At 71.7% G+C, this 22762-nt stretch carries 24 protein-coding genes; 8 read left to right on the forward strand and 16 right to left on the reverse strand.

The window, feature by feature from the left end; genetic code table 11:
• Positions 1-20: 20 nt before the first annotated feature.
• Positions 21-719, reverse strand: coding sequence for a class I SAM-dependent methyltransferase (locus tag OG956_RS08485; protein ID WP_330337337.1), 699 nt, complete (start codon positions 717-719; stop codon positions 21-23).
• A gap of 435 nt (positions 720-1154) precedes the next feature.
• On the opposite strand from OG956_RS08485, the gene OG956_RS08490 reads away from it, so the two are divergent.
• The 3 genes from OG956_RS08490 to OG956_RS08500 all read left to right on the forward strand — a co-directional run bounded on the left by OG956_RS08490 (position 1155) and on the right by OG956_RS08500 (position 4135).
• Positions 1155-2069, forward strand: coding sequence for a LysR family transcriptional regulator (locus tag OG956_RS08490; protein ID WP_330337338.1), 915 nt, complete (start codon positions 1155-1157; stop codon positions 2067-2069).
• 494 nt (positions 2070-2563) lie between these two features.
• Positions 2564-3250 (forward strand): SDR family oxidoreductase, encoded by a 687-nt coding sequence (locus tag OG956_RS08495; protein WP_330337339.1) that lies wholly within the window; start codon positions 2564-2566, stop codon positions 3248-3250.
• A 126-nt stretch (positions 3251-3376) separates the two neighbouring features.
• Complete coding sequence (locus OG956_RS08500) at positions 3377-4135, forward strand: SDR family oxidoreductase (RefSeq protein WP_330337340.1); 759 nt, start codon at positions 3377-3379, stop codon at positions 4133-4135.
• Positions 4136-4232: 97 nt separating this feature from the next.
• Here OG956_RS08500 and OG956_RS08505 read toward each other — a convergent pair whose 3' ends face one another.
• Together OG956_RS08505 and OG956_RS08510 are read right to left on the reverse strand one after the other, a co-directional pair.
• Positions 4233-5561, reverse strand: coding sequence for a class I SAM-dependent RNA methyltransferase (locus tag OG956_RS08505; protein WP_330337341.1), 1329 nt, complete (start codon positions 5559-5561; stop codon positions 4233-4235).
• Positions 5562-5738: 177 nt separating this feature from the next.
• Entirely contained in the window at positions 5739-7790 is a 2052-nt protein-coding gene (locus OG956_RS08510) for an APC family permease (protein WP_330337342.1), read from the reverse strand.
• A gap of 161 nt (positions 7791-7951) precedes the next feature.
• Between OG956_RS08510 and OG956_RS08515 the strand changes: the two genes are divergently transcribed.
• From OG956_RS08515 to OG956_RS08525, 3 genes are all read left to right on the forward strand, one after another.
• Positions 7952-8110, forward strand: a complete 159-nt coding sequence (locus tag OG956_RS08515; RefSeq protein ID WP_330343058.1) for a hypothetical protein — start codon at positions 7952-7954, stop codon at positions 8108-8110.
• Positions 8111-8222: 112 nt separating this feature from the next.
• Complete coding sequence (locus OG956_RS08520; RefSeq protein ID WP_330337343.1) at positions 8223-8894, forward strand: potassium channel family protein; 672 nt, start codon at positions 8223-8225, stop codon at positions 8892-8894.
• Positions 8894-9568 carry a potassium channel family protein gene (locus OG956_RS08525; protein ID WP_330337344.1) on the forward strand — a complete coding sequence of 225 codons (675 nt, stop codon included), beginning with the start codon at positions 8894-8896 and terminating at the stop codon, positions 9566-9568. The genes OG956_RS08520 and OG956_RS08525 overlap by 1 nt, the downstream gene beginning before the upstream one ends.
• 104 nt (positions 9569-9672) lie before the next feature.
• Here the strand turns inward: OG956_RS08525 and OG956_RS08530 are convergent, their stop codons facing one another.
• The 8 genes from OG956_RS08530 to OG956_RS08565 all read right to left on the reverse strand — a co-directional run bounded on the left by OG956_RS08530 (position 9673) and on the right by OG956_RS08565 (position 17107).
• Positions 9673-10437 carry a DUF3159 domain-containing protein gene (locus OG956_RS08530; RefSeq protein ID WP_330337345.1) on the reverse strand — a complete coding sequence of 255 codons (765 nt, stop codon included), beginning with the start codon at positions 10435-10437 and terminating at the stop codon, positions 9673-9675.
• 3 nt (positions 10438-10440) lie between these two features.
• Positions 10441-10839 carry an OB-fold nucleic acid binding domain-containing protein gene (locus OG956_RS08535; RefSeq protein ID WP_330337346.1) on the reverse strand — a complete coding sequence of 133 codons (399 nt, stop codon included), beginning with the start codon at positions 10837-10839 and terminating at the stop codon, positions 10441-10443.
• An 83-nt stretch (positions 10840-10922) separates the two neighbouring features.
• On the reverse strand, positions 10923-11609 hold the full coding sequence (locus tag OG956_RS08540; RefSeq protein WP_330337347.1) for a response regulator: 687 nt from the start codon (positions 11607-11609) through the stop codon (positions 10923-10925).
• The gene (locus OG956_RS08545; protein WP_330337348.1) at positions 11606-14164 is read right to left on the reverse strand and encodes a sensor histidine kinase KdpD; all 2559 of its coding nucleotides are present in this window, start codon (positions 14162-14164) and stop codon (positions 11606-11608) included. The genes OG956_RS08540 and OG956_RS08545 overlap by 4 nt, the downstream gene beginning before the upstream one ends.
• Before the next feature lie 137 nt (positions 14165-14301).
• Positions 14302-14994, reverse strand: coding sequence for an ABC transporter ATP-binding protein (locus OG956_RS08550; RefSeq protein WP_330337349.1), 693 nt, complete (start codon positions 14992-14994; stop codon positions 14302-14304).
• A 214-nt stretch (positions 14995-15208) separates the two neighbouring features.
• On the reverse strand, positions 15209-15973 hold the full coding sequence (locus OG956_RS08555) for a DUF3710 domain-containing protein (protein WP_330337350.1): 765 nt from the start codon (positions 15971-15973) through the stop codon (positions 15209-15211).
• Between the two features lies 1 nt (position 15974).
• A complete protein-coding gene (gene dut / locus OG956_RS08560) occupies positions 15975-16526 on the reverse strand; it encodes a dUTP diphosphatase (protein WP_330337351.1) in 552 nt (183 codons plus the stop codon).
• Positions 16523-17107 (reverse strand): PaaI family thioesterase, encoded by a 585-nt coding sequence (locus OG956_RS08565; RefSeq protein ID WP_330337352.1) that lies wholly within the window; start codon positions 17105-17107, stop codon positions 16523-16525. Before OG956_RS08565 ends, dut begins: the two co-directional genes overlap by 4 nt.
• Positions 17108-17221: 114 nt before the next feature.
• Between OG956_RS08565 and OG956_RS08570 the strand changes: the two genes are divergently transcribed.
• Positions 17222-17686 carry a DUF3093 domain-containing protein gene (locus OG956_RS08570; protein WP_330337353.1) on the forward strand — a complete coding sequence of 155 codons (465 nt, stop codon included), beginning with the start codon at positions 17222-17224 and terminating at the stop codon, positions 17684-17686.
• 22 nt (positions 17687-17708) lie between these two features.
• On the opposite strand, the gene OG956_RS08575 is transcribed toward OG956_RS08570, so the two are convergent.
• The 4 genes from OG956_RS08575 to OG956_RS08590 form a co-directional block, all read right to left on the reverse strand.
• Positions 17709-18623, reverse strand: coding sequence for a hypothetical protein (locus OG956_RS08575; RefSeq protein WP_330337354.1), 915 nt, complete (start codon positions 18621-18623; stop codon positions 17709-17711).
• A 13-nt stretch (positions 18624-18636) separates the two neighbouring features.
• Positions 18637-18933, reverse strand: coding sequence for a DUF4193 domain-containing protein (locus tag OG956_RS08580; RefSeq protein ID WP_053655247.1), 297 nt, complete (start codon positions 18931-18933; stop codon positions 18637-18639).
• Positions 18934-19361: 428 nt separating this feature from the next.
• Entirely contained in the window at positions 19362-20609 is a 1248-nt protein-coding gene (locus tag OG956_RS08585) for a sensor histidine kinase (protein ID WP_330337355.1), read from the reverse strand.
• A 6-nt stretch (positions 20610-20615) separates the two neighbouring features.
• Positions 20616-21269, reverse strand: a complete 654-nt coding sequence (locus tag OG956_RS08590; RefSeq protein ID WP_031165802.1) for a response regulator transcription factor — start codon at positions 21267-21269, stop codon at positions 20616-20618.
• A 416-nt stretch (positions 21270-21685) separates the two neighbouring features.
• Between OG956_RS08590 and OG956_RS08595 the strand changes: the two genes are divergently transcribed.
• Complete coding sequence (locus OG956_RS08595; RefSeq protein WP_023546087.1) at positions 21686-21859, forward strand: hypothetical protein; 174 nt, start codon at positions 21686-21688, stop codon at positions 21857-21859.
• Between the two features lie 82 nt (positions 21860-21941).
• On the opposite strand, the gene OG956_RS08600 is transcribed toward OG956_RS08595, so the two are convergent.
• Positions 21942-22757 (reverse strand): inositol monophosphatase family protein, encoded by an 816-nt coding sequence (locus OG956_RS08600; RefSeq protein ID WP_330337356.1) that lies wholly within the window; start codon positions 22755-22757, stop codon positions 21942-21944.
• Positions 22758-22762 lie beyond the last annotated feature (5 nt).

The following is a 22762-nucleotide window of genomic DNA, read 5'->3' on the forward strand; positions in this document are numbered from 1 at the left end:
CGTTCCCCTTGCGCGCGGCGTCACTTCTCGTTCCAGCCCGCGTAGGTGGCGAAGCGCCAGTCCTTGGCGAGGCAGTCGACGGTGCCGAAGCCCGCTTCGCGCAGCCAGCGGAGCTGGGTGTCGACGTCGATGGGAATGTCGTGTTTCATGCGCTCGCGGCCGGCGGCCCATTCCTCGGCGGGTGTTCCGGAGGCGTGCACATGGGCCTCGTGCTGCTGGTCGTACATCTTCTCCAGGGCGGGCGTCGGCGCCAGGAGCTGCTCGACGTTCACGAATATCCCGCCCGGGCGGAGGATTTCGCGGATACGGAAGAAGAGGTCCCGCTTTTGTTCGTGGGTCAGGTGGTGGATGGAGAGCGCGGAGACCACGGCGTCGAACGGTCCGGCGGGCAGTGCGTCGAGGTGGTCGGCGACCCGCACCGACACCAGGTCGTCGGCGGAGAACCGCTGTCGCGCCTGGGCGAGCATGCGCTCCGAGCGGTCCTGGAGCAGCAGGTCGGCCCGGGGGAGGCGGTCGCGCAGGGCGGCGCTGAGCAGTCCGGTGCCGGCGCCCAGGTCCAGCACGCGGGGGGCGGGGCCGACCGACAGGGCCACGGCGGCGACCGCGCTGTCGTAGAGGAGGTCGAAGGACGGGATGAGCTGCCGGCGCAGCGCGTCGTAGGTGTGCGGATTCCACAGTTCGGTGGGTGCGGAATCGTGGGCGGCCGTTGTCTGCGGCATGATGCGGACCTTCCCCCAGTTAATTTCCGTGTGTCGTCCGGTGACGAGCCCGCGAACGGTGGCGCAACGCAATTCGAGCGGGTTTTCCGGAAATCGCGTTTTCCCTTCACGGGTCGCCATGAGGCTAACTTCACCAACCGCGGGCGGGCAAACTTCTGTTTGTTATCAGGCCTGATCAGCGACCGTTTTCAGGCTTGCCTTCCACCCCGGCCGGGTTCCGCGCGACCGGCCGTGCCCCACTCCGACGGTCAATTTTCGGCCAGCCTCGGATAACCCCGGGCCGGAGATCGCGACGCCATTCGTGCGTCCGGCGGCGGGGCCGCCTGTAGCCTGCATGCGTCCGAAATCCGTCACCCGCCGACAGGAAAACCAAAAAGGCCGGTAAAGAGATTCTCACAGGCGCGGCAACGACCGAGGGCAGGGAAGGGGGAACGCGTGTATCGCAACCTGGATGTCGGTCAGCTCCGCACGCTGGTGACCATCGTGCGCACGGGGGGTTTCCGGCGGGCCGCCAAGGCCCTGTCCCTCACCCAGCCGGCCGTGAGCCAGCACATACGGCGCCTGGAGGCCGTACTGGGCGGCCCGGTCTTCGCCAGCACCGGCCGTCGGCTCGAACTCACCGACGCCGGACGGGAGTTGTACCACTACGCCTGCCGGCTGGTCGCGCTCAACGACGAGGCCGCCGACCGGATCAGCGCGGCGGAGCACCCGGCCCGCGTGGACATCGGCGTCTCCCCCTACCTGGAGGGCGCCCTTCCCGAATTCCTCGCCGCGCTCGTGGAGTTGATGCCGCGGATCCGCCCGACCGTGCACACCGGCCTGAGCGATCCGCTGGCCGCCCGGGTGACCGCCGGGGAGCTCGACCTCGCCCTGGTGCTGCGGCCGGCCCGCGATCCCGGGTCCCGTCCGGTCGGCGCGGTGCCGCTCGCCTGGTACGGCAGCCTGCCCTCCCCCGCCTCCGGTTCCGTGCCGATCGCCCTGTGCGGCGAGCCGTGCAGCCTGCGCCGGCACGTCCTGGCCGCGCTCACCGCCCAGGAACGGCCCTGGCACCTGGCCTACGAGGGCCCCGACGTCCCCGGACTGCGCGCCGCGGTCGCCGCCGGCCTGGGCCTGACCTGTCTGCCCGCGCACAGCCCCGACTCGGCGACCGCGCCCCGGCCGCTCCCCGAGACCCTGCCGCCGCTGCCCGCCCCGGACCCGGTCCCGATGTCCCTCGCCGTCGCACCGGCCACCGGCGCCGCCCTCGCGGACGCGGCCTTCTTCGCCGCCCGCCGCACCCTGCGCCCGTACCTCACCACCGACCCGCCCTCCGCAGCCCGCCCGCCCCTGCCGGCAGCCGCCACGAGCTGACCGGAGCGGCGCGCGGACGACGGCGCCGCGAACACCCGGCTACGGCTGCCGCACCTTCATGCCGGCTGATACGGCGCCTTTGGTGAGCGGAACGCGGCAACCCCCCGCCGCCCCGGCCGAAGCCGTGGGTCAGCGCCTGCGCCAGGGCTCCGGGGAGTGCTCGTACACCGTGCTCCGGTGCGGACTGGCTGCTGAACGCGTGAGAAGGGGGGCGCCGCGGCCGGGCGTCGTCGCACATGCGTCGCCGCGGCGTTCGATGCACGCTGGTGGGGGCGAGGAGTTCTCGCGTGGGCAACCTGCGTGCGCGACGACCCTGCCGTCCCGGTGCGGCCCGGAATCAGGGGGAGCTCGGGGACCGGCCTTCGGGTGGTGAGCCGCCCTTGCGGAGGGTCGCGCAGGTACCCGGGGCGCGCCCGGAGGCGGTCCGGTGCAAAGCCTCCCATCGCCGGGTCGTCCCTCGCTGACCGGCAGGCGGCACAGGGGAAGGAAGCGCGATGGAGATCAGAGGATCGACCGCCCTGGTGACGGGCGCCAATCGCGGCATCGGCCACGCGTTCGCCCGCGCACTGATCGCGCGGGGAGCAGCGAAGGTCTACGCAGGCGTCCGCGACCCGGCGAGCGTGACCGACGAGGACCTCAGTCCGCTGCGTCTGGACGTCACCGTGCCCGATGAGGTCGCCGCGGCGGCCGCGACCGCCCGTGATGTCACCATCGTGATCAACAACGCGGGCGTCGGAGGATTCGAGACCGGGCTGCTGAGCGGTTCCTTCGACGGCGCACGCCAGGCGATGGAGACCAACTACTTCGGCACCTGGGCCGTCTCCCGGGCCTTCGCTCCGGTACTGGCGCGCAACGGCGGCGGCGCACTGATCAACATGCTGTCGGTCGCCTCCTGGGCCTCCCGGCCGGACTTTCCCGGGTACGCGGCCTCCAAGGCGGCCCAGTGGTCCTTGACGGGCGCGCTGCGGGAAGGCCTGCGCGAGCAGGGAACCCTCGTGATCGGAGTCCACGCCGGTTTCGTGGAGACGGATCTCAGCTCCTTCACGGACGCACCGAAGGCGAGTGCGGAAGACGTCGCGGAGCAGACCATGGAGGCCCTGGCGAACGACCGGGCCGAAGTCCTCACCGACGAGCGCACCCGGCAGGTCAAGCATGCTCTGTCGCAACCGGTCGAACGGTGAGGAGACGCCGGCCCGGCCCGGCGGGGCCGCCGGCACAGGATCGCCGCCTGGTTCCTGCCCCAGCTCGACGAGGTGCTGGACCCGTCCTTTGGACGACCCCGGCAACACCACAGCGCGGGAGGAATCATGACGGTTGAGCCGCCTGCGGGGTACGGATCCCGCGACCAGGCCCTGCACGGGCAGACCCTCGTCGTCATCGGCGGGAGCGCGGGCATCGGGCTGGCGACCGCACGGCTCGCCCGTACCCAGGGCGCCGGCGTGGTCCTCACCGGCCGGAGCCCTGAACGGCTGCACACCGCTGCCAAGGAGGCAGACGCCCTCAGCACCGCGGCCTTCGACGCCCATGACCCGGTGCAGCTCGAACGGTTCTTCCAGCAGCTGCCGGGGCCGATCGACCACGTGATGGTCACCGCGGGTGGCCCGTCCTACGGGCGCCTCCTGGACATGGACGCCGATCAGGCGCGCCGGGCGATCAGCGACCACATGGTGCTCGCCCTCGAGGTCGCGCGGCACTGCGCCGGCACCGTACGGCCGGGCGGCACGCTGCTGCTCATGGGCGGCACGGGAGCCCGCCGCGTCCGGGCCGCCCTCGGTGTCGCCCCCGCGGTCACCGCCGCGACGCCCGCGTTCACGGCCAGTCTCGCTCTCGAGCTCGCACCGGTCCGGGTGAACCTGATCGCCGCCGGCTTCGTGGACACGCCGTTGTCGGCCCGGCTCCTCGGCGACGGACTCGAGGCCCGCCGCGAGGAGCTGCGCGCCATGCTGCCGATCGGCCGCGTCGTCGTACCCGAGGACGTGGCGGCTCTCGCCGTGCACATCATGACCAACACCGCGCTCACCGGTGCGACCTTCGACGTCGACGGAGGCCAGCAACTCGTCGGCTGAGCCGCACGTCGACGGTGGACACACGCCGGCCATCGCGGTGCCCCGGGATTGTGTGCTCCGGACTCGACCGCGGTTACGGGACCGGGGAACCCGCAGGTCACAGGCCCTTCGCGGCCGGCTCCAAAATCGCCACGCACTCCACGTGATGCGTCATCGGAAACAGATCGAACGCCCGCAGCGTCCGCACCCGGTACCCGCCCTCGCGGAAGTACGCCAGGTCGCGGGCCAGGGCGGCGGGGTCGCAGGCCACGTAGGCGATGCGGCGGGCGCCCAGGGAGGCGAGGTGGGCGACCGTGGTGCGGCCGGCGCCGGCGCGGGGCGGGTCGAGGACGATCAGGTCGACCTCGGTGATGCCGGTGCGCGGGAGGACCGACTCGACCTTGCCCTGCTCGATGCGGACCCGCGGGAAGTCGGCGAGGTTGTGCCGCGCGTCCTCCACCGCCCGCTTGCCGGACTCGATGCCGAGGACCGCGCCCTTCTCACCCAGCCGGTCGGCCAGCGCGCCCGCGAACAGGCCCACTCCGCAGTACAGGTCGAGGGCCGTCTCGCCCTTGCGCGGCAGCAGGCCCTGCATGACCGCCGTCACCAGGGTGTCCGCGGCCTTCGGGTGGACCTGCCAGAAGCCGCCGCCTCCGACCCGGTGGGTACGGCCGTCGGCGCGTTCGCGGACGAAGGGGCGGCCGTGGACGCGGTGCACCCCGCCGGTCTTCTCGTCGACGCGGAGGACCGAGACCGGCTTGTCCAGCTCCACCAGCGGCAGGCGGGCGCCGGGCCGCGGGGTCAGGATCACCTGGCGGTCCTGGGAGCCGGTGGCCGCGATGGCCTCGACCGACTCCATGCCGGTCCAGTCCCGCCGCTCGATGCCCAGCTCGCTGACGCCCTGCGCCGCGATCATGCAGTGGTCGATGCGCTCGATCTCGTGCGAGCGGTGGCGGCGCAGGCCCGCGTGGCCCTCGGCGTCGACGGCGTACTGGACGCGGGTGCGCCACTGCGGCACCTGCCCGGCGGGCAGCTTGTCGCCCTCGGCCGGGACCACCGTGCCGTCCCAGCCCGCCTCCTCGGGGGTGAGGCCGGCCAGCCGCTGGAGCTGTTCGGCGATCACCTCGGCCTTCAGGCGGCGCTGGGCGCCCGGCTTGGCGTGCTGCCAGTCGCAGCCGCCGCAGCGGCCCGGCCCGGCGAAGGGGCAGGGGGCCTCGATGCGGTCCTTGGAGGCATCGAGGATCCGTACGGCGTCCGCGCGCAGGAAGCGGGCGCCCTCCTCGCCCTCGGTCACCCGGGCCACCACCCGCTCGCCGGGCAGTGCGTGCCGGACGAAGAGCACCTGGCCCTCGGCCGTGCGCGCGATGCAGTGCCCGCCGTGGGCGACCGGGCCGATCTCGACCTCGTACTCCGCCCCGACCAGCGACTTCTTCTCTTCTGCCTGCATGGCGGGGTGACTCCAGATCGGGAAACGGGGAAGGCCGGACAACAGCCCACCAGTCTACGTGGCTGCCGTCCGGCCGTTGACCACAGGCCGGGCTCGGCGGCTCGGCGGCCCAGCACCCGGGCACCCTGGTCCGGCACCCCGGAGAACCCGGGCCCGGCACCCGGGCCCGGTGCCGGCTCACTCCTTCGCCGCCGACGCCTCCTTCGGCCGCTCCCCCGCCGGACCGCGTCGTACGGCGCCCGGGGCGCTCCACTCCTGCCGCCTGCGGGCCCGCACCTTGGCCGCCTCGGAGGACGCCAGCTGGTACGGCACGGAGGTGACCATCACGCCGGGCGTGAACAGCAGCCGGCCCTTCAGGCGCAGGGCGCTCTGGTTGTGCAGCAGGTGCTCGTACCAGTGGCCGACGACGTACTCGGGGATGATCACCGAGACGGCGTCGCGCGGGGACTCCTTGCGCAGGCTCTTGACGTACTCGATCACCGGGCGGGTGATCTCGCGGTACGGGGAGTCCAGGACCTTCAGCGGCACGTCGATGCCGCGCCGCTCCCACTCCTCGCGCAGCGCCTTGGTCTCGGCCGGGTCGACGTTGACCGTGAGCGCCTCGAGGGTGTCGGTACGCATCAGCTTGGCGTAGGCCAGGGCGCGCAGGGTGGGGCGGTGGATCTTGGAGATGAGCACCACCGAGTGCACCCGCGAGGGCCGGACCATGTCGTCGGCCGGGTCGTCCGGAGCGGCGAGTTCCTCGGCGACCCGGTCGTAGTGCTTACGGATCCCGGTCATCGTCGCGTAGAAGATGCACATGCCGAGGACGGCCACCCAGGCGCCGTGCGTGAACTTGGTGACCAGCACGACGACCAGCACCAGGCCGGTCAGGCAGGCGCCGAACGCGTTGATCGCGCGGGAGCGCATCATGTGGCGGCGCTTGGACTGGTCCTGCTCGACCGCGAGGTGGCGGTTCCAGTGCCGGACCATGCCGGTCTGGCTGAGCGTGAAGGACACGAACACACCGACGATGTACAGCTGGATCAGCCGCGTGGAGTCGGCGCCGTACAGGACGGTCAGCAGGGCCGCGGCGCCGGCGAGCAGCACGATGCCGTTGGAGAAGGCGAGCCGGTCGCCGCGGGTGTGCAGCTGGCGCGGCAGGTAGCGGTCCTGGGCGAGGATCGAGCCGAGCAGCGGGAAGCCGTTGTACGCCGTGTTGGCCGCGAGGAACAGCACCAGCGCCGTCGCCGCCGCGAGGACGACGAACAGGAAGCTGCCCTTGCCGAAGACGGCCTCGGCGACCTGGGAGATCACCGGGTTCTGGACGTAGCCGGAGCCCAGCGCGTGGCCGTGGTTGATCAGGTCGGTGGCCGGGTTCTCGGCCATGCGGACCTTGGTCGACACCGCGAAGCCGATGATGCCGCAGAACATGGTGACGGCCAGCAGGCCCATGAGGGCCAGCGTGGTCGCCGCGTTCTTCGACTTGGGCTTGCGGAAGGCCGGGACGCCGTTGGAGATCGCCTCGACGCCGGTGAGCGCGGCACAGCCGGAGGAGAAGGCCCGCAGCAGCAGGAAGACCAGCGCGAAGCCCGCGAGGCCCTGGTGCTCGGCCCTGATGTGGTAGTCGGCGCTCGGGGCCCGCATGGTGTCCCCGAGGACCAGGGCGCGGACCAGGCCCCACGCGATCATGACGAAGACGCCGCCGACGAACACGTACGTCGGGATCGCGAAGAGCTTCCCGGACTCCTTCACGCCCCGCAGGTTCATCAGCGTCAGCAGCACGATCACGGCGACCGCGCACAGCACCTTGTGCTGGACCACGAAGGGGAGGGCCGAGCCGAGGTTCTCGATGCCGGAGGCGATCGAGACGGCCACCGTCATGACGTAGTCCACGAGCAGGGCGCTGGCGACCGTCAGACCCGCCTTGTCGCCCAGGTTGGTCGTGGCGACCTCGTAGTCGCCGCCGCCGCTCGGGTAGGCGTGGACGTTCTGCCGGTAGGAGGCGACCACGGTGAACATCAGGACCACGACCGCGACGGCGATCCACGGGCTGAAGTGGTACGCCGACACGCCCGCGATGGACAGGACCAGCAGGACCTCGCCCGGTGCGTAGGCGACGGAGGACAGCGGGTCGGAGGCGAAGACGGGGAGTGCGATGCGCTTCGGCAGGAGCGTTTCGCCCAGCCGGTCACTGCGCAGTGCGCGCCCGATCAGAATCCGTTTGGGCACGTCGGTCAGTTTGGACACGAGAGAGGATCGTAGGCCTTCGAACGGGCACACGCCCACCCGGCATCGCGGATCTGCCTCACGAGTGAACTCGGAGGCGCGGTGAACTGCGGATTCCGTGGTCCGCGCGCTCCCCGTGCCTAGATGGCAAACCCCGTACGTCATCGCACCTCGGAGGACCCATGCCCGCCACCGCGGAGCTGATCGGGGCGACCCTCGCCCTCCTCGGCCTCGGAATCCTGACCCTGTGCAGCGTGCGCAGCATCACGCGCCGGAGCCCGTCCCCGATGATCCCCGAGCCGATCGCCGACGCTGCTCACGCGCATGATCACGGACGGTGATCACTCGACGGCCCGCACGGGGGTGCCCACCGCCACGCGTCCTGTGTAGCTTTGGGCCTCGGTCTGAGACCCTGATGCTGAGCAGTAACTTTTGGACATCGGAAGGACGGTCGTGCACATCGTCATCATGGGCTGCGGAAGAGTGGGTTCCGCTCTTGCCCAGACCCTGGAGCAACAGGGCCACACGGTCGCCGTGATCGACCAGGACCCCACCGCCTTCCGCCGGCTGGGCCCGGGCTTCGGGGGCCGCCGGGTCACCGGGGTCGGCTTCGACCAGGACACGCTGCGCGAGGCGGGCATCGAGGAGGCCGGCGCCTTCGCCGCCGTCTCCAGCGGCGACAACTCCAACATCATCTCCGCGCGCGTGGCCCGCGAGATGTTCGGCGTGGAGAACGTGGCCGCCCGCATCTACGACCCGCGCCGCGCCGAGGTCTACCAGCGCCTGGGCATCCCCACGGTGGCCACGGTCCGCTGGACCGCCGACCAGATGCTGCGCCGGCTGCTGCCCTCCGGCGCCGAGCCGCTGTGGCGCGACCCCACCGGCGGAGTGCAGCTCGCCGAGGTGCACGCCTCCACGAAGTGGGTCGGGCACAAGATCAGCAAGCTGCAGGAGGAGACGGGCGTCCGCGTGGCGTTCCTGACCCGCCTCGGCGAGGCGATCCTGCCGACCTCGCAGACGGTGCTGCAGGAGGGCGACCTCGTGCATGTGATGATGCGGTCGGACGACGTGGACAAGGTCGAGGCGGCGTTCGCCCAGGGCCCGGAAGAGGAGAGCGGTCACTGATGAGGGTCGCCATTGCCGGAGCCGGCGCCGTCGGCCGCTCGATCGCGGCCGAGCTGCTGGAGAACGGGCACGAGGTCCTGCTCGTGGACAAGGCCCCGACCGCCATCTCGGTGGAGCGGGTGCCGCAGGCTGAGTGGCTGCTGGCCGACGCCTGTGAGATCACGTCCCTGGACGAGGCGGCGCTGCAGCGCTGCAACGTCGTCATCGCCGCGACCGGCGACGACAAGGTCAACCTGGTCGTCTCGCTGCTCGCGAAGACCGAGTACGGCGTCCCGCGCGTCGTCGCCCGCGTCAACAACCCGAAGAACGAGTGGCTGTTCAACGAGGCCTGGGGCGTGGACGTGGCCGTCTCCACCCCGCGTCTGATGTCGGCCCTGGTCGAGGAGGCGGTGAGCGTCGGCGACCTGGTGCGCCTGCTCCGCTTCAGCCACGGCGACGCCAACCTCGTCGAACTGACCCTCCCCGAGGAGTCGGCGCTGGCCGGGACCCAGGTGGGCGACGTCCGCTGGCCCGAGGACACCTCCCTGGTCACCATCATCCGCGGCACCCGCGTGCTGACCCCGTCCAAGGAGGACTCCCTGGAGCCGGGCGACGAGCTGCTGTTCGTGGCCGCTCAGGCCCGTGAGGAGCAGCTGGAGGAGCTGCTGTCGGTGCGGCGCGACGACGAGGCCTGACCGGCACCGGGAAACCGCGAAGACGAGGCCCGGCCGGCGCCGGGAAACCGGAAAAGGGCGCCCTTTCACCGAAAGGGCGCCCTTCGTCGTCGTACGGCTGCCGGCTAGGCCTCGCGGCGGTGCCGGCCGCCGGGTGTCTCGCCGCTGTCGGACAGTGCGGCCTTGCGCTCCTGCTCGGCCTTCTCCTCCGCCTCCATCTCGGCGAAGACGTCGATGGGGGCCGGCGCCTTCGCCAGGAAGACCCAGGTGAGCCACACGGCCAGCAGGAACGGGGGGATCTTCAGGGCGACCAGGACCCAGCCGAGCCTGGTGGTGTCGGACCACCAGTAGAGCGGGAAGAGGATCGCGCACTTGGCGAGCAGGATCAGGCCCCAGGCCCAACTGGCCTTGGCATAGGCCTTCTTGCGGCCGGGGTTGCGGGTGCGCCAGGAGAGGTTCTCCTTGAAGACCGGGCCGAGGATCAGACCGATCAGCGGCACCCCGGCGAGGGTGGTGACGATGTACGCCAGCGCGAGGCCGAGCGTGTAGAGCATGCCGGGGAGGTAGAAGTCCTTGGCGTTCCCGGTGAACATCGCGAACACGACGCCGAAGGCCACGCCGAACACACCGCTGAAGGCGTGCTTGACGGTGTCCTTCATCGCGAGCCGGACCACGACCAGGACCAGGGAGACGGCCAGCGCGGCGAGCGCCGACACGTGCAGGTTCTTGTTCACCGTGAAGATCGCGACGAACAGCAGTCCCGGCACGACCGTCTCCACCATGCCGCGGACACCGCCGAACGCCTCGAAAAGCGCTGCCTCGGTCACCGCGCGAGCGTCGTCCGACGTGGTCTGGTCGGTGCCTTCGGTCGGCTTGTCGAGGGACGTCACCGGCTACTCCCGTCCGAGGGGTCGCAGTTCGTATTTCGGGTTGAACAGCACCCGGCGGCCCCGGCTCATCGAGATCCGGCCCGATGCGATCAGCCTGCGTCCCGGCTCTATGCCCACGATGGAACGCCTGCCGAGCCACACCACGTCCAGCGCGGCGGAACCGTCGAACAGCTCGGCCTCGAGCGCCGGGACCCCGGCCCGCGGACGCAGGGTGACCGTGCGCAAGGTACCAGTTACGGTGACGATCTGCCGGTCGTGGCAGTCGCCGATCTTCGTGCAGCCCGTGGTCTCGGCGTCCTCGCGCAGCTCCTCGGACTCCAGGTCCTCCTGTGACGAGGAGAGCCGGTCGAGCATGCGCCGGAACCGGCCGGCCGGCTTTTCGGATCGAGGAACAGCACTCATACATGAAGCGTACCGGGGCCCACCGACAGCACCGTAGCCCAGCTCACTTCGCACGGGACCTCACCTCTCGGACCGGCACTCCATCACTTCTCGAACCGGTACCCCATACCCGGCTCCGTGATGAAGTGCTTCGGGTGTGACGGGTCCGTCTCCAGCTTCCGGCGCAGCTGGGCCATGTACACGCGCAGGTAGTTGGTCTCGGTGCCGTACGAGGGGCCCCACACCTCCTGCAGCAGCTGCTTCTGGCTGACCAGGCGGCCGGTGTTGCGGACGAGGACCTCCAGCAGGTGCCACTCGGTCGGGGTGAGCCGGACGTCCCGGCCGGCCCGGTTGACCTTCTTCGCCGCCAGGTCGACGGTGAAGCCCTCCGTCTCGACGGACGTCAGGTCGTCCTCGCCGGGCCCGGCCGGTTCGGCGCGCCGCACGGCGGCCCGCAGCCGGGCCAGCAGCTCGTCCATCCCGAACGGCTTGGTGACGTAGTCGTCCGCGCCCGCGTCCAGCGCCTCCACCTTCTCGTCCGAGGAGTGCCGCGCGGACAGCACCAGGATGGGCACCCGGGTCCAGCCGCGCAGGCCCCTGATCACCTCGACGCCGTCCATGTCGGGCAGACCCAGGTCGAGCACGACCACGTCGGGGTGCCGGGAGGCGGCGATGTCCAGGGCGGTACGGCCGTCGGGCGCCGCGTCGACCTCGTACTTGCGCGCCTTGAGGTTGATCACGAGGGCGCGCACGATCTGCGGCTCGTCGTCGACCACGAGCACCCGGGTCATGGAGTCGTCTGCCTTTCTCGTTCCGCGATGTCCCGGCGCCCGTCCACGGGCCCGGAATCCGATCCTGCCGCCCGCAGGCTCAGGACCATGGTGAGTCCGCCGCCCGGCGTGTCCTCGGCGTGCAGGGTGCCGCCCATGGCCTCGGCGAAGCCCCGGGCGACCGCCAGCCCGAGCCCGACCCCGGCGCCGCGCGGGGCGTCACCGTACCGCTGGAAGGGCTCGAATATCCGCTCCTTGGCGTCGTCCGGCACGCCCGGTCCCCGGTCCACGACCCGCACCTCGACCCGGCCGGCCATGGCGCTCGCCGAGACCAGCACGGTGCGGCCGCGCGGGCTGTACTTGACGGCGTTCTCCACCAGGTTGGCCACGGACCGCTCCAGCAGCCCGGGGTCGGCCTGGACCATCGGCAGGGTCTCGGGCACGTCCAGCTCGACGCTGTCCTCGGGCACGCCGCCGAGCGCCATCGGCACGACCTCGTCCACGTCGATCTCGCGGATCAGCGGGGTGACCGTGCCGGTCTGCAGACGGGACATGTCGAGGAGGTTGCCGACGAGGTGGTCCAGCCGGTCGGCGCCCTCCTCGATGGCCTCCAGCAGCTCCGCCCGGTCCTCGTCCGACCATTCGACGTCGTCCGACCGGAGCGAGGTCACGGAGGCCTTGATGCCGGCCAGCGGGGTGCGCAGGTCGTGGCTGACGGCGGCGAGCAGGGCGGTGCGGATGCGGTTGCCCTCGGCGAGCGCGCGGGCCTGGTCGGCCTCCTGCTGAAGGCGCCGGCGGTCCAGGGCGACGGCGGCCTGTGCGGCGAACGCGGCGAGCACCCGGCGGTCCTCGGCGGGCAGCACCCGGCCGGTGAGCGCGAGCGCCAGGTGGTCGCCGACGGGCATGTCCACGTCGGCGTCCTCGGGCCGCTCCAGGGGCCGGCCGTAGCCGGCCCGCCCGGCGCAGGTCCACGGCTCGACGTCGCTCGCCCGCTCCAGCAGCGCGGCCGACTCCATGGCGAAGGTCTCGCGGACCCGCTCGAGCAGTTCCTCCAGGCTGGTCTCGCCGCGCAGCACGTTGCCGGCGAGGAAGGAGAGGATCTCCGACTCGGCGCGCAGCCGGGCGGCCTGGTGGGTGCGCCGGGCGGCGAGGTCCACCACCGAGGCGACCGACATGCCGACGCCGAAGAAGATCGCGATGGCGACGATGTTCTTGGGGTCGGCGATGGTGAGGCGGTGCAGCGGCGGGGTGTAGAAGTAGTTCAGCAGCAGCGAGCCGAAGGCCGCCGAGGCGAGGGCGGGCAGCAGGCCGCCGAGCAGCGCCGCCGCGACGGTGACGGCGAGGAACAGCAGCATGTCGTTGGCGAGGCCGAGGTCGACGGTGTTCAGCAGCACCGCGAGAACCGCGGGGCCCGCCAGGCCCACCGCCCAGCCCCAGATGATCCGGGCGCGTCCGAGCCGTCCGCCCCGGGCCACGGGCAGTCCGCGGCCCTTGGCGACCTCCTCGTGGGTGACGATGTGGACGTCGAGGTCGGGTCCGGACTCCCGGGCGACCGTGGCGCCGACGCCGGGCCCGAAGACGTACTGCCAGGCCTTGCGGCGCGAGGAGCCCAGCACGATCTGGGTGGCGTTGACGCCGCGCGCGAAGTCCAGCAGCGCGGCCGGTATGTCGTCGCCCACCACATGATGGAACGTTCCGCCCAGGTCCTCCACGAGGGTGCGCTGGACGGCCAGTTCCTTCGGGGAGGCGGCGGTCAGCCCGTCGCTGCGGGCTATGTACACGGCGAGCACCTCGCCGCCCGCGCCCTTCTCGGCGAGCCGCGCGGCCCGGCGGATCAGGGTGCGCCCCTCGGGGCCGCCGGTCAGCCCGACGACGATCCGCTCGCGGGAGCCCCAGATCCTGGAGACCCGGTGCTCGCTGCGGTAGGCGGTCAGGTACTCGTCGACCCGGTCGGCCACCCACAGCAGGGCCAGCTCGCGCAGGGCGGTCAGGTTTCCGGGCCGGAAGTAGTTGGACAAGGCCGCGTCGACCTTGTCCGGCTGGTAGATGTTGCCGTGCGCCATGCGGCGGCGCAGGGCTTCGGGCGACATGTCGACCAGCTCGATCTGGTCGGCCCGCCGTACGACCTCGTCCGGCACGGTCTCGCGCTGCCGCACCCCCGTGATCGACTCGACCACGTCGCCGAGTGACTCCAGGTGCTGGATGTTGACGGTGGAGATCACGTCGATGCCGGCGGCGAGCAGGTCCTCGACGTCCTGCCAGCGCTTGGCGTTGCGGGAGCCGGGGACGTTCGTGTGGGCGAGTTCGTCGACCAGGGCGACGGCGGGCGCCCGGCGCAGCACGGCGTCGACGTCCATCTCGGCGAAGACGGTCCCCCGGTACTCCAGCTGCCGGCGCGGCACCTGCTCCAGGCCGTGCAGCATCACCTCGGTGCGCGGCCGGCCGTAGTGCTCGACGAAGCCCACCACGCAGTCGGTGCCCCGCTCCACACGGCGGTGCGCCTCGGAGAGCATGGCGTAGGTCTTGCCGACGCCCGGTGCCGCACCGAGGTAGATCCGCAGCTTGCCGCGTGCCATGGCTCCATTGTCTTCCCGTGACTCCTGCCTGCGCAGCGTCGACCCTACGGCCCGTAATCACGGCAAAAAGGACAGGGAGGATGACTGGCGGGCAACTTTGACGCAACCCTGATGAGCGCCGTGCCGGACCGGCCGGTTCAGTGCTCGGCGATCTCGCCGTCGTGCAGTTCCAGCACCCGGTCGGCCAGGTCCAGCAGGGTCGCGTCGTGGGTGGCGACCAGCGCGGTGACCTGCTCGCTGCGGACGACGGCCCGCAGCAGCTCCATCACGGCGTGCCCGGTCTCGGCGTCGAGCTGGCCGGTCGGTTCGTCGGCGACGATCAGGGCCGGCCGGTTGGCGAGGGCGCGGGCGATGGCGACCCGCTGCTGCTGGCCGCCGGACAGCTCGCCGGGCCGCTGGGCCGCGTGCCCGGCGAGGCCCACCAGGGACAGCAGCAGCTCCACGCGCTCCTCGCGCTCGCGCGGGTCGGCGCGGCGCAGCCGCAGCGGCACGCCGACGTTCTCGGCCGCGGTGAGGATGGGGATGAGCCCGAAGGACTGGAAGACGAACCCGATCCGGTCCCGGCGCAGCCGCAGCAGCTCGCTCTCGCCCAGCTCCCCCAGCCGCAGCCCGTCGACCTCGACCTGGCCGCGATCGGGCGTGTCGAGCCCGCCGACGATGTTCAGCAGGGTGGTCTTCCCGGACCCCGAGCGCCCCTTGAGCGCGACGAGCTCCCCGCGCCGCACCTCCAGCGAAACCCCGCGCAACGCGTGCACGGCCCCGGCGCCCGCCCCGTACGACTTGTGGACATCCTCGACCCGCACCATGGTCTCGGTAACCACCTGCGCCATAACGCTCCTCCCCCGTCAACCGACGGCAAGTATGACGCCCCGCAAGGGGCGCGGGGAACGGCGCGAACAACCACAACGCACCCGCACCCGCACCCGCACCCGCACCCGCACCCGCACCCGGCGATGACACGGATCCCCAACGGCGGAAGCCCGCAAAAACGGGCCGCACCCAACGGCACGGCCCGTGTCATTCCCGCTGAACCCAGCGGAGCGCCTAGCGGACTTCCGTGATCTCAGGCCCCCGCTGCAGCTGCCCCATCCCGCCGGAGAAGCGCGAGCCCTCCTCCTGCTGGACCCCCTCGGGCACCATCTGCGCGTCGTTGGGCAGCTTCAGGACGATCGGGTCGCGGGGCGCCATCGGGCCGTCGCCGCGGACCACGACCGTGTCGCGGAAGATCTGCTCCAGCAGCCCGGCCGCCTGCGGCTGCACCGCGCCCTGCCCGGAGATCACGCCGCGCAGGAACCAGCGCGGGCCGTCCACACCGACGAACCGCACGACCTGGAAGCCGCCGGTGCCGTCGGGCAGCTGCACCGGCACCTGGGCGCGCAGCTCCCAGCCGAGCGGGCCCTCGACCTCGTCGACGATGCCACCCTGCTGGGTGATCCCGGAGGCGATCTCCTCGCGGACCTCGCCCCAGATGCCCTCGCGCTTGGGCGCGGCGAAGGCCTGGAGCTGGATGGCGCTGTCGCGCAGCACGACGGTCGCGGCGACGATCGCGTCACCGGCGACCTCCACCCGGAGCTCCATGCCGTCGACGCCCGGCACGAACAGACCGCCCAGGTCCACGCGGCCCTCGCCGGGGTCGCGCACCTCGCTGCTGTCCCACGGCCCGTCGGGCCGGGGCCCGGGCTCCAGCCGGACGCGCTCGCGCTCGACCTCTTCCACCTCGTCCGCCTCGGTGTCGACGCTGTCGACGACCTGCTCGGCCTCGCCGGCCGCGTCCTCGGCGGCACCCTTCTTCTTGCGACGTCCGAACACGTCACTGTCCTTCCCGGTCGGATACGACCGAAGCGTATCGATTCCCACCCGTCGGACCGCCCTTGGCGGCCTGACCGCTTGTGCCGCTCTCGCCGCCCACCGCGGCATGACCGCCGGTGGACCCGAAGCCCCCCTCGGCCCGCGCCGAGCCGGGAAGTTCCGCCACCTCGCGGAAGCGGACCCTCTCGACCTGCTGGACGACCAGTTGGGCGATCCGGTCGAAGCGCTCGAACCGCACGGACTCGCGCGGGTCGAGATTCACCACGATCACCTTGATCTCCCCACGGTACCCGGCATCCACCGTCCCCGGGGCATTCACGAGGGCGACACCGCAGCGGGCGGCGAGACCGGAACGCGGATGCACGAAGGCCGCGTACCCGTCGGGCAGGGCGATCGACACACCCGTGGGCAGCACGGCCCGCTCACCGGGCTTCAGCTCGCACGCCTCGGTGGTGCGCAGATCGGCTCCGGCGTCCCCCGGATGCTCGTAGGCGGGCAGCGGCACGTCGGGGTCGACGCGCCGGATCAGTACGTCGAGCGGGCTACGGCTCACGGGTTCACCTCGAAGGCGCGGGCGCGCCGGATCTGGTCCGGGTCGCTCATGGCGGCCTGGATCTCCTCCCGGCGGCCGTGGTCGATGAAGTGGTCGACCTTGACCTCGATGAACAGCGCGTCGGCGCGGACGGCGACGGGTCCGTCGGGGCCGCCGAGGCGTCCGGTGGCCGTGGAGTAGATCTTGCGTCCGGCGACCGCGGTGACCTCCGCCTCCAGATACAGCGTGGTGCCCACGGGGACGGGCCGCACGAAGTCGGTCTCCAGCCGGCCGGTGACGGCGATGGTCCGCAGCAGCCAGTTCAGCGAGCCGAGGGTCTCGTCCAGGGCCGTGGCCAGCACACCGCCGTGCGCGAGGCCCGGGGCGCCCTGATGGGCGGACTGGACGGTGAACTCGGCGGTCAGCGAGACGCCGTCGCCGGCCCGCGCCTCCAGGTGCAGTCCGTGCGGCTGCCCGGGACCGCAGCCGAAACAGTGTTCGTAATGGGCGCCGAGGAGTTCTCCGGGCGCGGGCGCGTCGGGGTGCCGTACCGGTTTCACCGCGTCGGCGGGAGGCTGAAGGCTTGCGGAACTACCACTCACAGGCGCAGACCTTACCCGTCCGCCCGTTCCCCACCACCGCCCTGCTCGGCGGCGCTTCGCGCCAGCTGCCCCTGCCTTACGGGGCGATCCGGGTCCCGTGCCAAGCTTGGCTTCATGCAGCTCTCCGCCACCCCCTACGAAGAACGCCTCACCGCCCCGCGCTCGTGGTGGCTGATCAGCTTTCTCGTGGGCGTCTCCTTCGCCCTGATCCTGCTTCCGTTCGGCACCCTGCCGCTGCTCGGCGGCCTGGTCGGCGGTACGGCCGCGGCGGCCGTCGTGGCCAGCGCGTACGGCTCGCCGCGCATCCGCGTCGTGGGCGGCTCGCTGATCGCGGGCGAGGCGAAGATCCCGGTGTCGGCGCTGGGCGAGGCGGAGGTGCTGGACGCGGAGGAGGCCCGCGCCTGGCGGACGTACAAGGCCGACACCCGGGCGTTCCTGCTGCTGCGCGGCTACATCCCGACGGCGCTCCGGGTGGAGGTCACGGACCCCGAGGACCCGACGCCGTACCTGTATCTGTCGACGCGGGAGCCGGAGAAGCTGGCGGCGGCGATCGAGGCGGCGCGCACGGCGGACGCCTGAGCGGCACGCGTCCCGCGCTCGTCTAGCGCTCTTCGGGGAGGTCGCGCAGGTCCAGGGGCTCGGCCGGCTTCTCCAGCGGCGGCAGCTGCTCCAGCTCGTCCCAGGGCACCTGGATCGCGCGCAGGTCGGCCCGGATGCGGGCGGCGAGCCGCCTGGTGTCCCGCCGGTTGACGACCGCCCCGACCGCGGCTCCCACCATGAACGGCATGAGGCTGGGCAGATCCCGGACCATGCGTCTCATGATCTGCTGGCGCAGCCGGCGCTTCAGCTGGCCGCCGAGGGCCGAGTCGTACGTCGACGGCTTGAGCACGTCGACCCCGCGCTCCCCCGACCAGGAGGACAGATACGCGGTGCTGCGGGTCCTGAGGTTCCCCGGCGGTCTGACGCCGTAGACCTCGTGCAGTTCGGCGATGAGCTTCAGCTCGATCGCGGCGACCCCGGTGATCTCCGCGGCCAGTTCGGTCGGCATGGCCGGCGGCACGGGCAGCATGGCCGCCGCTCCGATGCCGGCCCCGACCGTCGCGGTCCCGGCCGTGGCGCCCGCCACCAGCTTGTCGGCGAGCTCCTCGGGCCCGAGGCCGGGGAACTGCCGGCGCAGGGTCGCGAGGTCGCGTACGGGGATGCGCGGGGCGATCTCGATGATCCGGTCGGCGAGGTACGCCAGACCCGCGCGGGCGCCGCTGCCACCCCTGCGGATCCCTTGCCGGGCCATGTCCCGGGCCTTGCCGCCCATCACCGCTGCCCTCCGCCGGGCGACCGGCGCAGGGGTGCGCACCCGTACCGGGTGGTCGGCCCGGTCGCCGGCCGGTTCGAGCGGGGCCACCACTCCGGGTGCGCCCCGCTCGTCGTCACGCGCGCCGTGCGGGCCGTCGGACGGCCCTTCGTCCGCTTTCCCCAGGGAGAAGCGGCGCTTCCGAGGAGGGGTCGAGCCAGACACGGCCGACCCGGCCTCAGTCGCAGTCGCGGCAGATGGGCTGGCCGTTCTTCTCCCGGGCCAGCTGGCTGCGGTGGTGCACCAGGAAGCAGCTCATGCAGGTGAACTCGTCCTGCTGCTTGGGCAGCACCCGGACGGCCAGCTCCTCGTTCGAGAGGTCGGCGCCGGGCAGCTCGAGGCCCTCGGCGGCCTCGAACTCGTCGACGTCGACCGACGAGGTGGTCTTGTCGTTCCGCCGGGCCTTCAGTTCTTCAAGGCTGTCCGAGTCGACGTCGTCGTCGGTCTTGCGTGGAGTGTCGTAGTCGGTTGCCATAGTCGCTCTCCCCCTCTGGGTGTCTGCGGTGTCTCCAGCGCACGTAACGCGTGAGAGGCCGGACTTGTGCCCGACCTGAGGCGGAGATTTTGCCTCACATCAAGGTCTGTTACTCAATCGACACCCAACCCGACCCCTCAAGAGTGATCGGCTTGGATGGCGGTGAGGACCGTACACGGTCCTGATGTCGCACCTCAAAGGCGCCTCACCGTGTACTTCCCGTGATCAAGAGCCCTGAAAACCAGGACTTTCCCGGCTTTCCGTCATGTTTCATGATCACAGAGAGTACATGGCCGAAAATTCGCCCATGTGATCGATCACACAGGAGCAAGCTCATTCGGCGGCTGAAAAATTCCGCGTGAAGCGAACATGCTCCGCGTGTGTCGGCCCATGGCGCGCGCGGACCGGTCCGGCGGCTCCGTCGAGGATCACAGCGGGAGGGTGACCCGCATCACCAGCCCCCCGCCCTCGCGGGGCTGCCCGCCGATGTGGCCGCCGTGCGCGCGGGCCACGGACCGGGCGATGGACAGGCCGAGACCCACACCCTTGTCGCTGCCCGTGCGCTCCGTACGGAGCCGTCTGAAGGGCTCGAAGAGGTTGTCGATCTCGTACGCCGGAACCACTGGTCCGGAGTTGGTGACGGTCAGCACCGCCTGGCCGTGCTGGACCTCCGTGTGCACCTCCACCCAGCCGTCCTCCGGCACGTTGTACCGCACCGCGTTCTGCACCAGGTTCAGCGCGATCCGCTCCAGCAGCACGCCGTTGCCCTGCACCACGACGGGCTTGCGCTCGCCGCGGATCTTCACGCCCTTGGCGTCGGCCTCGGCGCGCACCTGGTCGATGGCCTGGGTGGCGACCTCCGCCAGGTCGACGGGCTTGCGCTCGACGATCTGGTTGTCGCTGCGGGCGAGCAGCAGCAGCCCCTCGACCAGCTGCTCGCTGCGCTCGTTGGTGGCGAGCAGGGTCTTGCCGAGCTGCTGCAGCTCCACCGGCGCGTTCGGATCGGACAGGTGCACCTCGAGGAGCGTTCTGTTGATCGCGAGCGGGGTGCGCAGCTCGTGCGAGGCGTTGCCGACGAAGCGCTGCTGGGCGGTGAAGGCCCGCTCGAGCCGCTCCAGCATGTCGTCGAAGGTGTCCGCGAGCTCCTTCAGCTCGTCGTCCGGGCCGTCCAGCTCGATCCGGCGGGACAGATCGGAACCGGCCACCTGGCGGGCGGTGCGGGTGATCCGGCCGAGCGGGGACAGCACGCGGCCCGCCATCGCGTAACCGAACGCGAAGGCGATCACGGCGAGGCCCAGCAGGGCCAGCAGCGAGCGGCTGAGCAGATCGTCCAGGGCGGCCTGGCGCTGCTGGTCGACGCAGTGCGCGATCGCGTCGTTGAACTCCGACAGCGGCAGGCTGGTGGTGTTGATCGCCGGGCAGTTGTCGCTGGAGACCCGGATCGCCGTGCCGCTCACGATCTTGAACAGCGGCTGGTTGCCCGTGCTGATCGCCTGTGCGGCCAGCAGGTAGATGATCGACAGCAGCAGGATGCCGGCGATCAGGAACATGCCGCCGTACAGGAGCGTGAGCCGTATGCGGATGGTCGGGCGCAGCCACGGGAAGGGCGGTTGCGGCCTTCTGGGGTCCCAGGTGGGCTTCGGGGGCGCCTGGGGCGGCGCGGGGGTGGCGGCCATGGCGGATCAGATCCGGTAGCCGGAGCCGGGGACGGTGACGATCACCGGAGGCTCGCCCAGCTTGCGCCGCAGGGTCATCACGGTGACGCGCACGACGTTGGTGAACGGGTCGGTGTTCTCGTCCCAGGCCTTCTCCAGCAGCTGCTCGGCCGAGACGACCGCGCCCTCGCTGCGCATGAGCACCTCCAGCACCGCGAACTCCTTGGGTGCCAGCTGGATCTCCTTGCCGTCCCGGAAGACCTCGCGGCGGTTCGGGTCCAGCTTGATGCCGGCGCGCTCCAGGACGGGCGGCAGGGGCACGCTCGTACGGCGGCCGAGGGCGCGCACGCGCGCGATCAGCTCGCTGAACGCGAAGGGCTTGGGCAGGTAGTCGTCGGCGCCGATCTCCAGGCCCTCCACCCGGTCGCTGACGTCACCGGAGGCGGTGAGCATCAGCACGCGCGTGGGCATGCCCAGCTCGACGATCTTGCGGCAGACGTCGTCGCCGTGCACCAGCGGGAGGTCGCGGTCGAGGACGACCACGTCGTAGTCGTTGACGCCGATGCGCTCCAGGGCGGCCGCACCGTCGTACACGACGTCGACGGCCATGGCCTCCCGGCGCAGTCCGGTGGCCACCGCATCGGCGAGCAGCTGCTCGTCCTCGACGACGAGTACGCGCACGTCGCTTGTCCTTCCTCATGTCCACCCGCGTAGCCGCGCCGTGGGCGCGTGCGGGCAGGGGCGTTCGTGGGGTGTGACCTCCATCCTGCCCTTTTCGGTCGTAAGTCGGCTGTAAGGCGGGTTGCGGACCGTACGGACCGGCGCCCCGGGCCGGGAATACGAGAATTTCTCCTCCGGTTGAGGTTTCCGGACGAGGGAGCGGGGGGAGGACGGCTTTACACCCCGCGATCACGCTCTGCATGTAACGCAGCACCATGCGGTACACCGCGATCCGCTTCGCAGAGCGGGCGTGGGTGTCCGGCACCGTCGCCGCCCAGCAGGGCAGCGCTGGGCACCCGCGAGAGACGTGATCGCCCCTTTCCCAACCGGCACACCCCCGTGCCACCGACCCACGACCCAGGACGAGGGGGCGCAGCATGGACGCTTTCACCGCAGGACTTCTGCAGCGCATAAGGGCGACCGAGTCCGACCTGTCGCGGGCTCGTGACGAGGGTGACGACTTCCTCGTCGAGGTGGAGCAGGCAGAGCTCGACGACCTGCGACGCCTCGCCGCCGAACACGGTGTGGAGGTCGGCGCGTCACGCGTCTGATCGGCCCGAAAGCGCACAAGGGGACCCTGGCGAATCCAGCGCCGGGGTCCCTGCGCGTTCCGGCGGCCGTCGGCCTCCGTACTCAGTCGTGCCAGGCGCCGAAGTCCTCCAGCAGCCGCTGGAGGGGCTCGAACACGCCCGGCGACCCGGCGACGGTCAGCTCCCGCGACGGCCCCTCTCCGGGCCGCCCGCCGACCAGCGCGCCCGCCTCCCGGGCGATCAGGTCGCCCGCGGCGAAGTCCCACGCGTTGAGCCCGCGCTCGTAGTACCCGTCGAGCCGGCCGCAGGCCACGTCGCACAGGTCGACCGCCGCCGAGCCGCCGCGCCGGATGTCGCGCAGCAGCGGGATCAGCCGGGCGGCGACCTCGGCCTGGTGGGTGCGGACCTCGGTGACGTAGTTGAAGCCGGTGGAGACCAGGGCCTGCTCCAGCGGGGGCGCGGGACGGCAGACGAGCGCCCGCTCGCCCTCCCACGCGCCGGTGGCCCACGCCCCTGCCCCACGCACGGCGTGGTACGTCTCGCCGCGCATCGGAGCCGCGACCACTCCGACGACCGTCTCCCCGTCCTGCTCGGCGGCGACGGACACCGCCCAGGTCGGCAGGCCGTACAGGTAGTTCACCGTGCCGTCGAGCGGGTCGATCACCCAGCGCACGCCGCTGCTGCCCGCCACGGACGCGCCCTCCTCGCCGAGGAAGCCGTCGTCGGGGCGGTGGCCGGAGATCAGATCGGTGATCAGCTTCTCGGCCGCGATGTCCATCTCGGTGACCACGTCGATCGGGCTCGACTTGGTCCTCGCCACGGCGAGGTCGGCCGGTCTGCCGTCCCGCAGCAGGTCACCGGCGCGGCGGGCGGCCTCCTGGGCCAGTTCCAGCAGTTCCCGGTGCAGGGGATCGGTCACGGGTC

The sequence above is a fragment of the Streptomyces sp. NBC_00557 genome (assembly GCF_036345995.1).
Classification (GTDB): Bacteria; Actinomycetota; Actinomycetes; order Streptomycetales; family Streptomycetaceae; genus Streptomyces.

Excerpts from the sequence above, each read along its gene's own strand:
- OG956_RS08485 (WP_330337337.1), bottom strand. The coding sequence starts at position 719 with ATGCCGCAGACAACGGCCGCCCACGATTCCGCACCCACCGAACTGTGG.
- OG956_RS08495 (WP_330337339.1), top strand. The coding sequence starts at position 2,564 with ATGGAGATCAGAGGATCGACCGCCCTGGTGACGGGCGCCAATCGCGGC.
- OG956_RS08500 (WP_330337340.1), top strand. The coding sequence starts at position 3,377 with ATGACGGTTGAGCCGCCTGCGGGGTACGGATCCCGCGACCAGGCCCTG.
- OG956_RS08505 (WP_330337341.1), bottom strand. The coding sequence starts at position 5,561 with ATGCAGGCAGAAGAGAAGAAGTCGCTGGTCGGGGCGGAGTACGAGGTC.
- OG956_RS08515 (WP_330343058.1), top strand. The coding sequence starts at position 7,952 with ATGCCCGCCACCGCGGAGCTGATCGGGGCGACCCTCGCCCTCCTCGGC.
- OG956_RS08525 (WP_330337344.1), top strand. The coding sequence starts at position 8,894 with ATGAGGGTCGCCATTGCCGGAGCCGGCGCCGTCGGCCGCTCGATCGCG.
- OG956_RS08535 (WP_330337346.1), bottom strand. The coding sequence starts at position 10,839 with ATGAGTGCTGTTCCTCGATCCGAAAAGCCGGCCGGCCGGTTCCGGCGC.
- OG956_RS08540 (WP_330337347.1), bottom strand. The coding sequence starts at position 11,609 with ATGACCCGGGTGCTCGTGGTCGACGACGAGCCGCAGATCGTGCGCGCC.
- OG956_RS08545 (WP_330337348.1), bottom strand. The coding sequence starts at position 14,164 with ATGGCACGCGGCAAGCTGCGGATCTACCTCGGTGCGGCACCGGGCGTC.
- OG956_RS08550 (WP_330337349.1), bottom strand. The coding sequence starts at position 14,994 with ATGGCGCAGGTGGTTACCGAGACCATGGTGCGGGTCGAGGATGTCCAC.
- OG956_RS08570 (WP_330337353.1), top strand. The coding sequence starts at position 17,222 with ATGCAGCTCTCCGCCACCCCCTACGAAGAACGCCTCACCGCCCCGCGC.
- OG956_RS08580 (WP_053655247.1), bottom strand. The coding sequence starts at position 18,933 with ATGGCAACCGACTACGACACTCCACGCAAGACCGACGACGACGTCGAC.
- OG956_RS08585 (WP_330337355.1), bottom strand. The coding sequence starts at position 20,609 with ATGGCCGCCACCCCCGCGCCGCCCCAGGCGCCCCCGAAGCCCACCTGG.
- OG956_RS08595 (WP_023546087.1), top strand. The coding sequence starts at position 21,686 with ATGGACGCTTTCACCGCAGGACTTCTGCAGCGCATAAGGGCGACCGAG.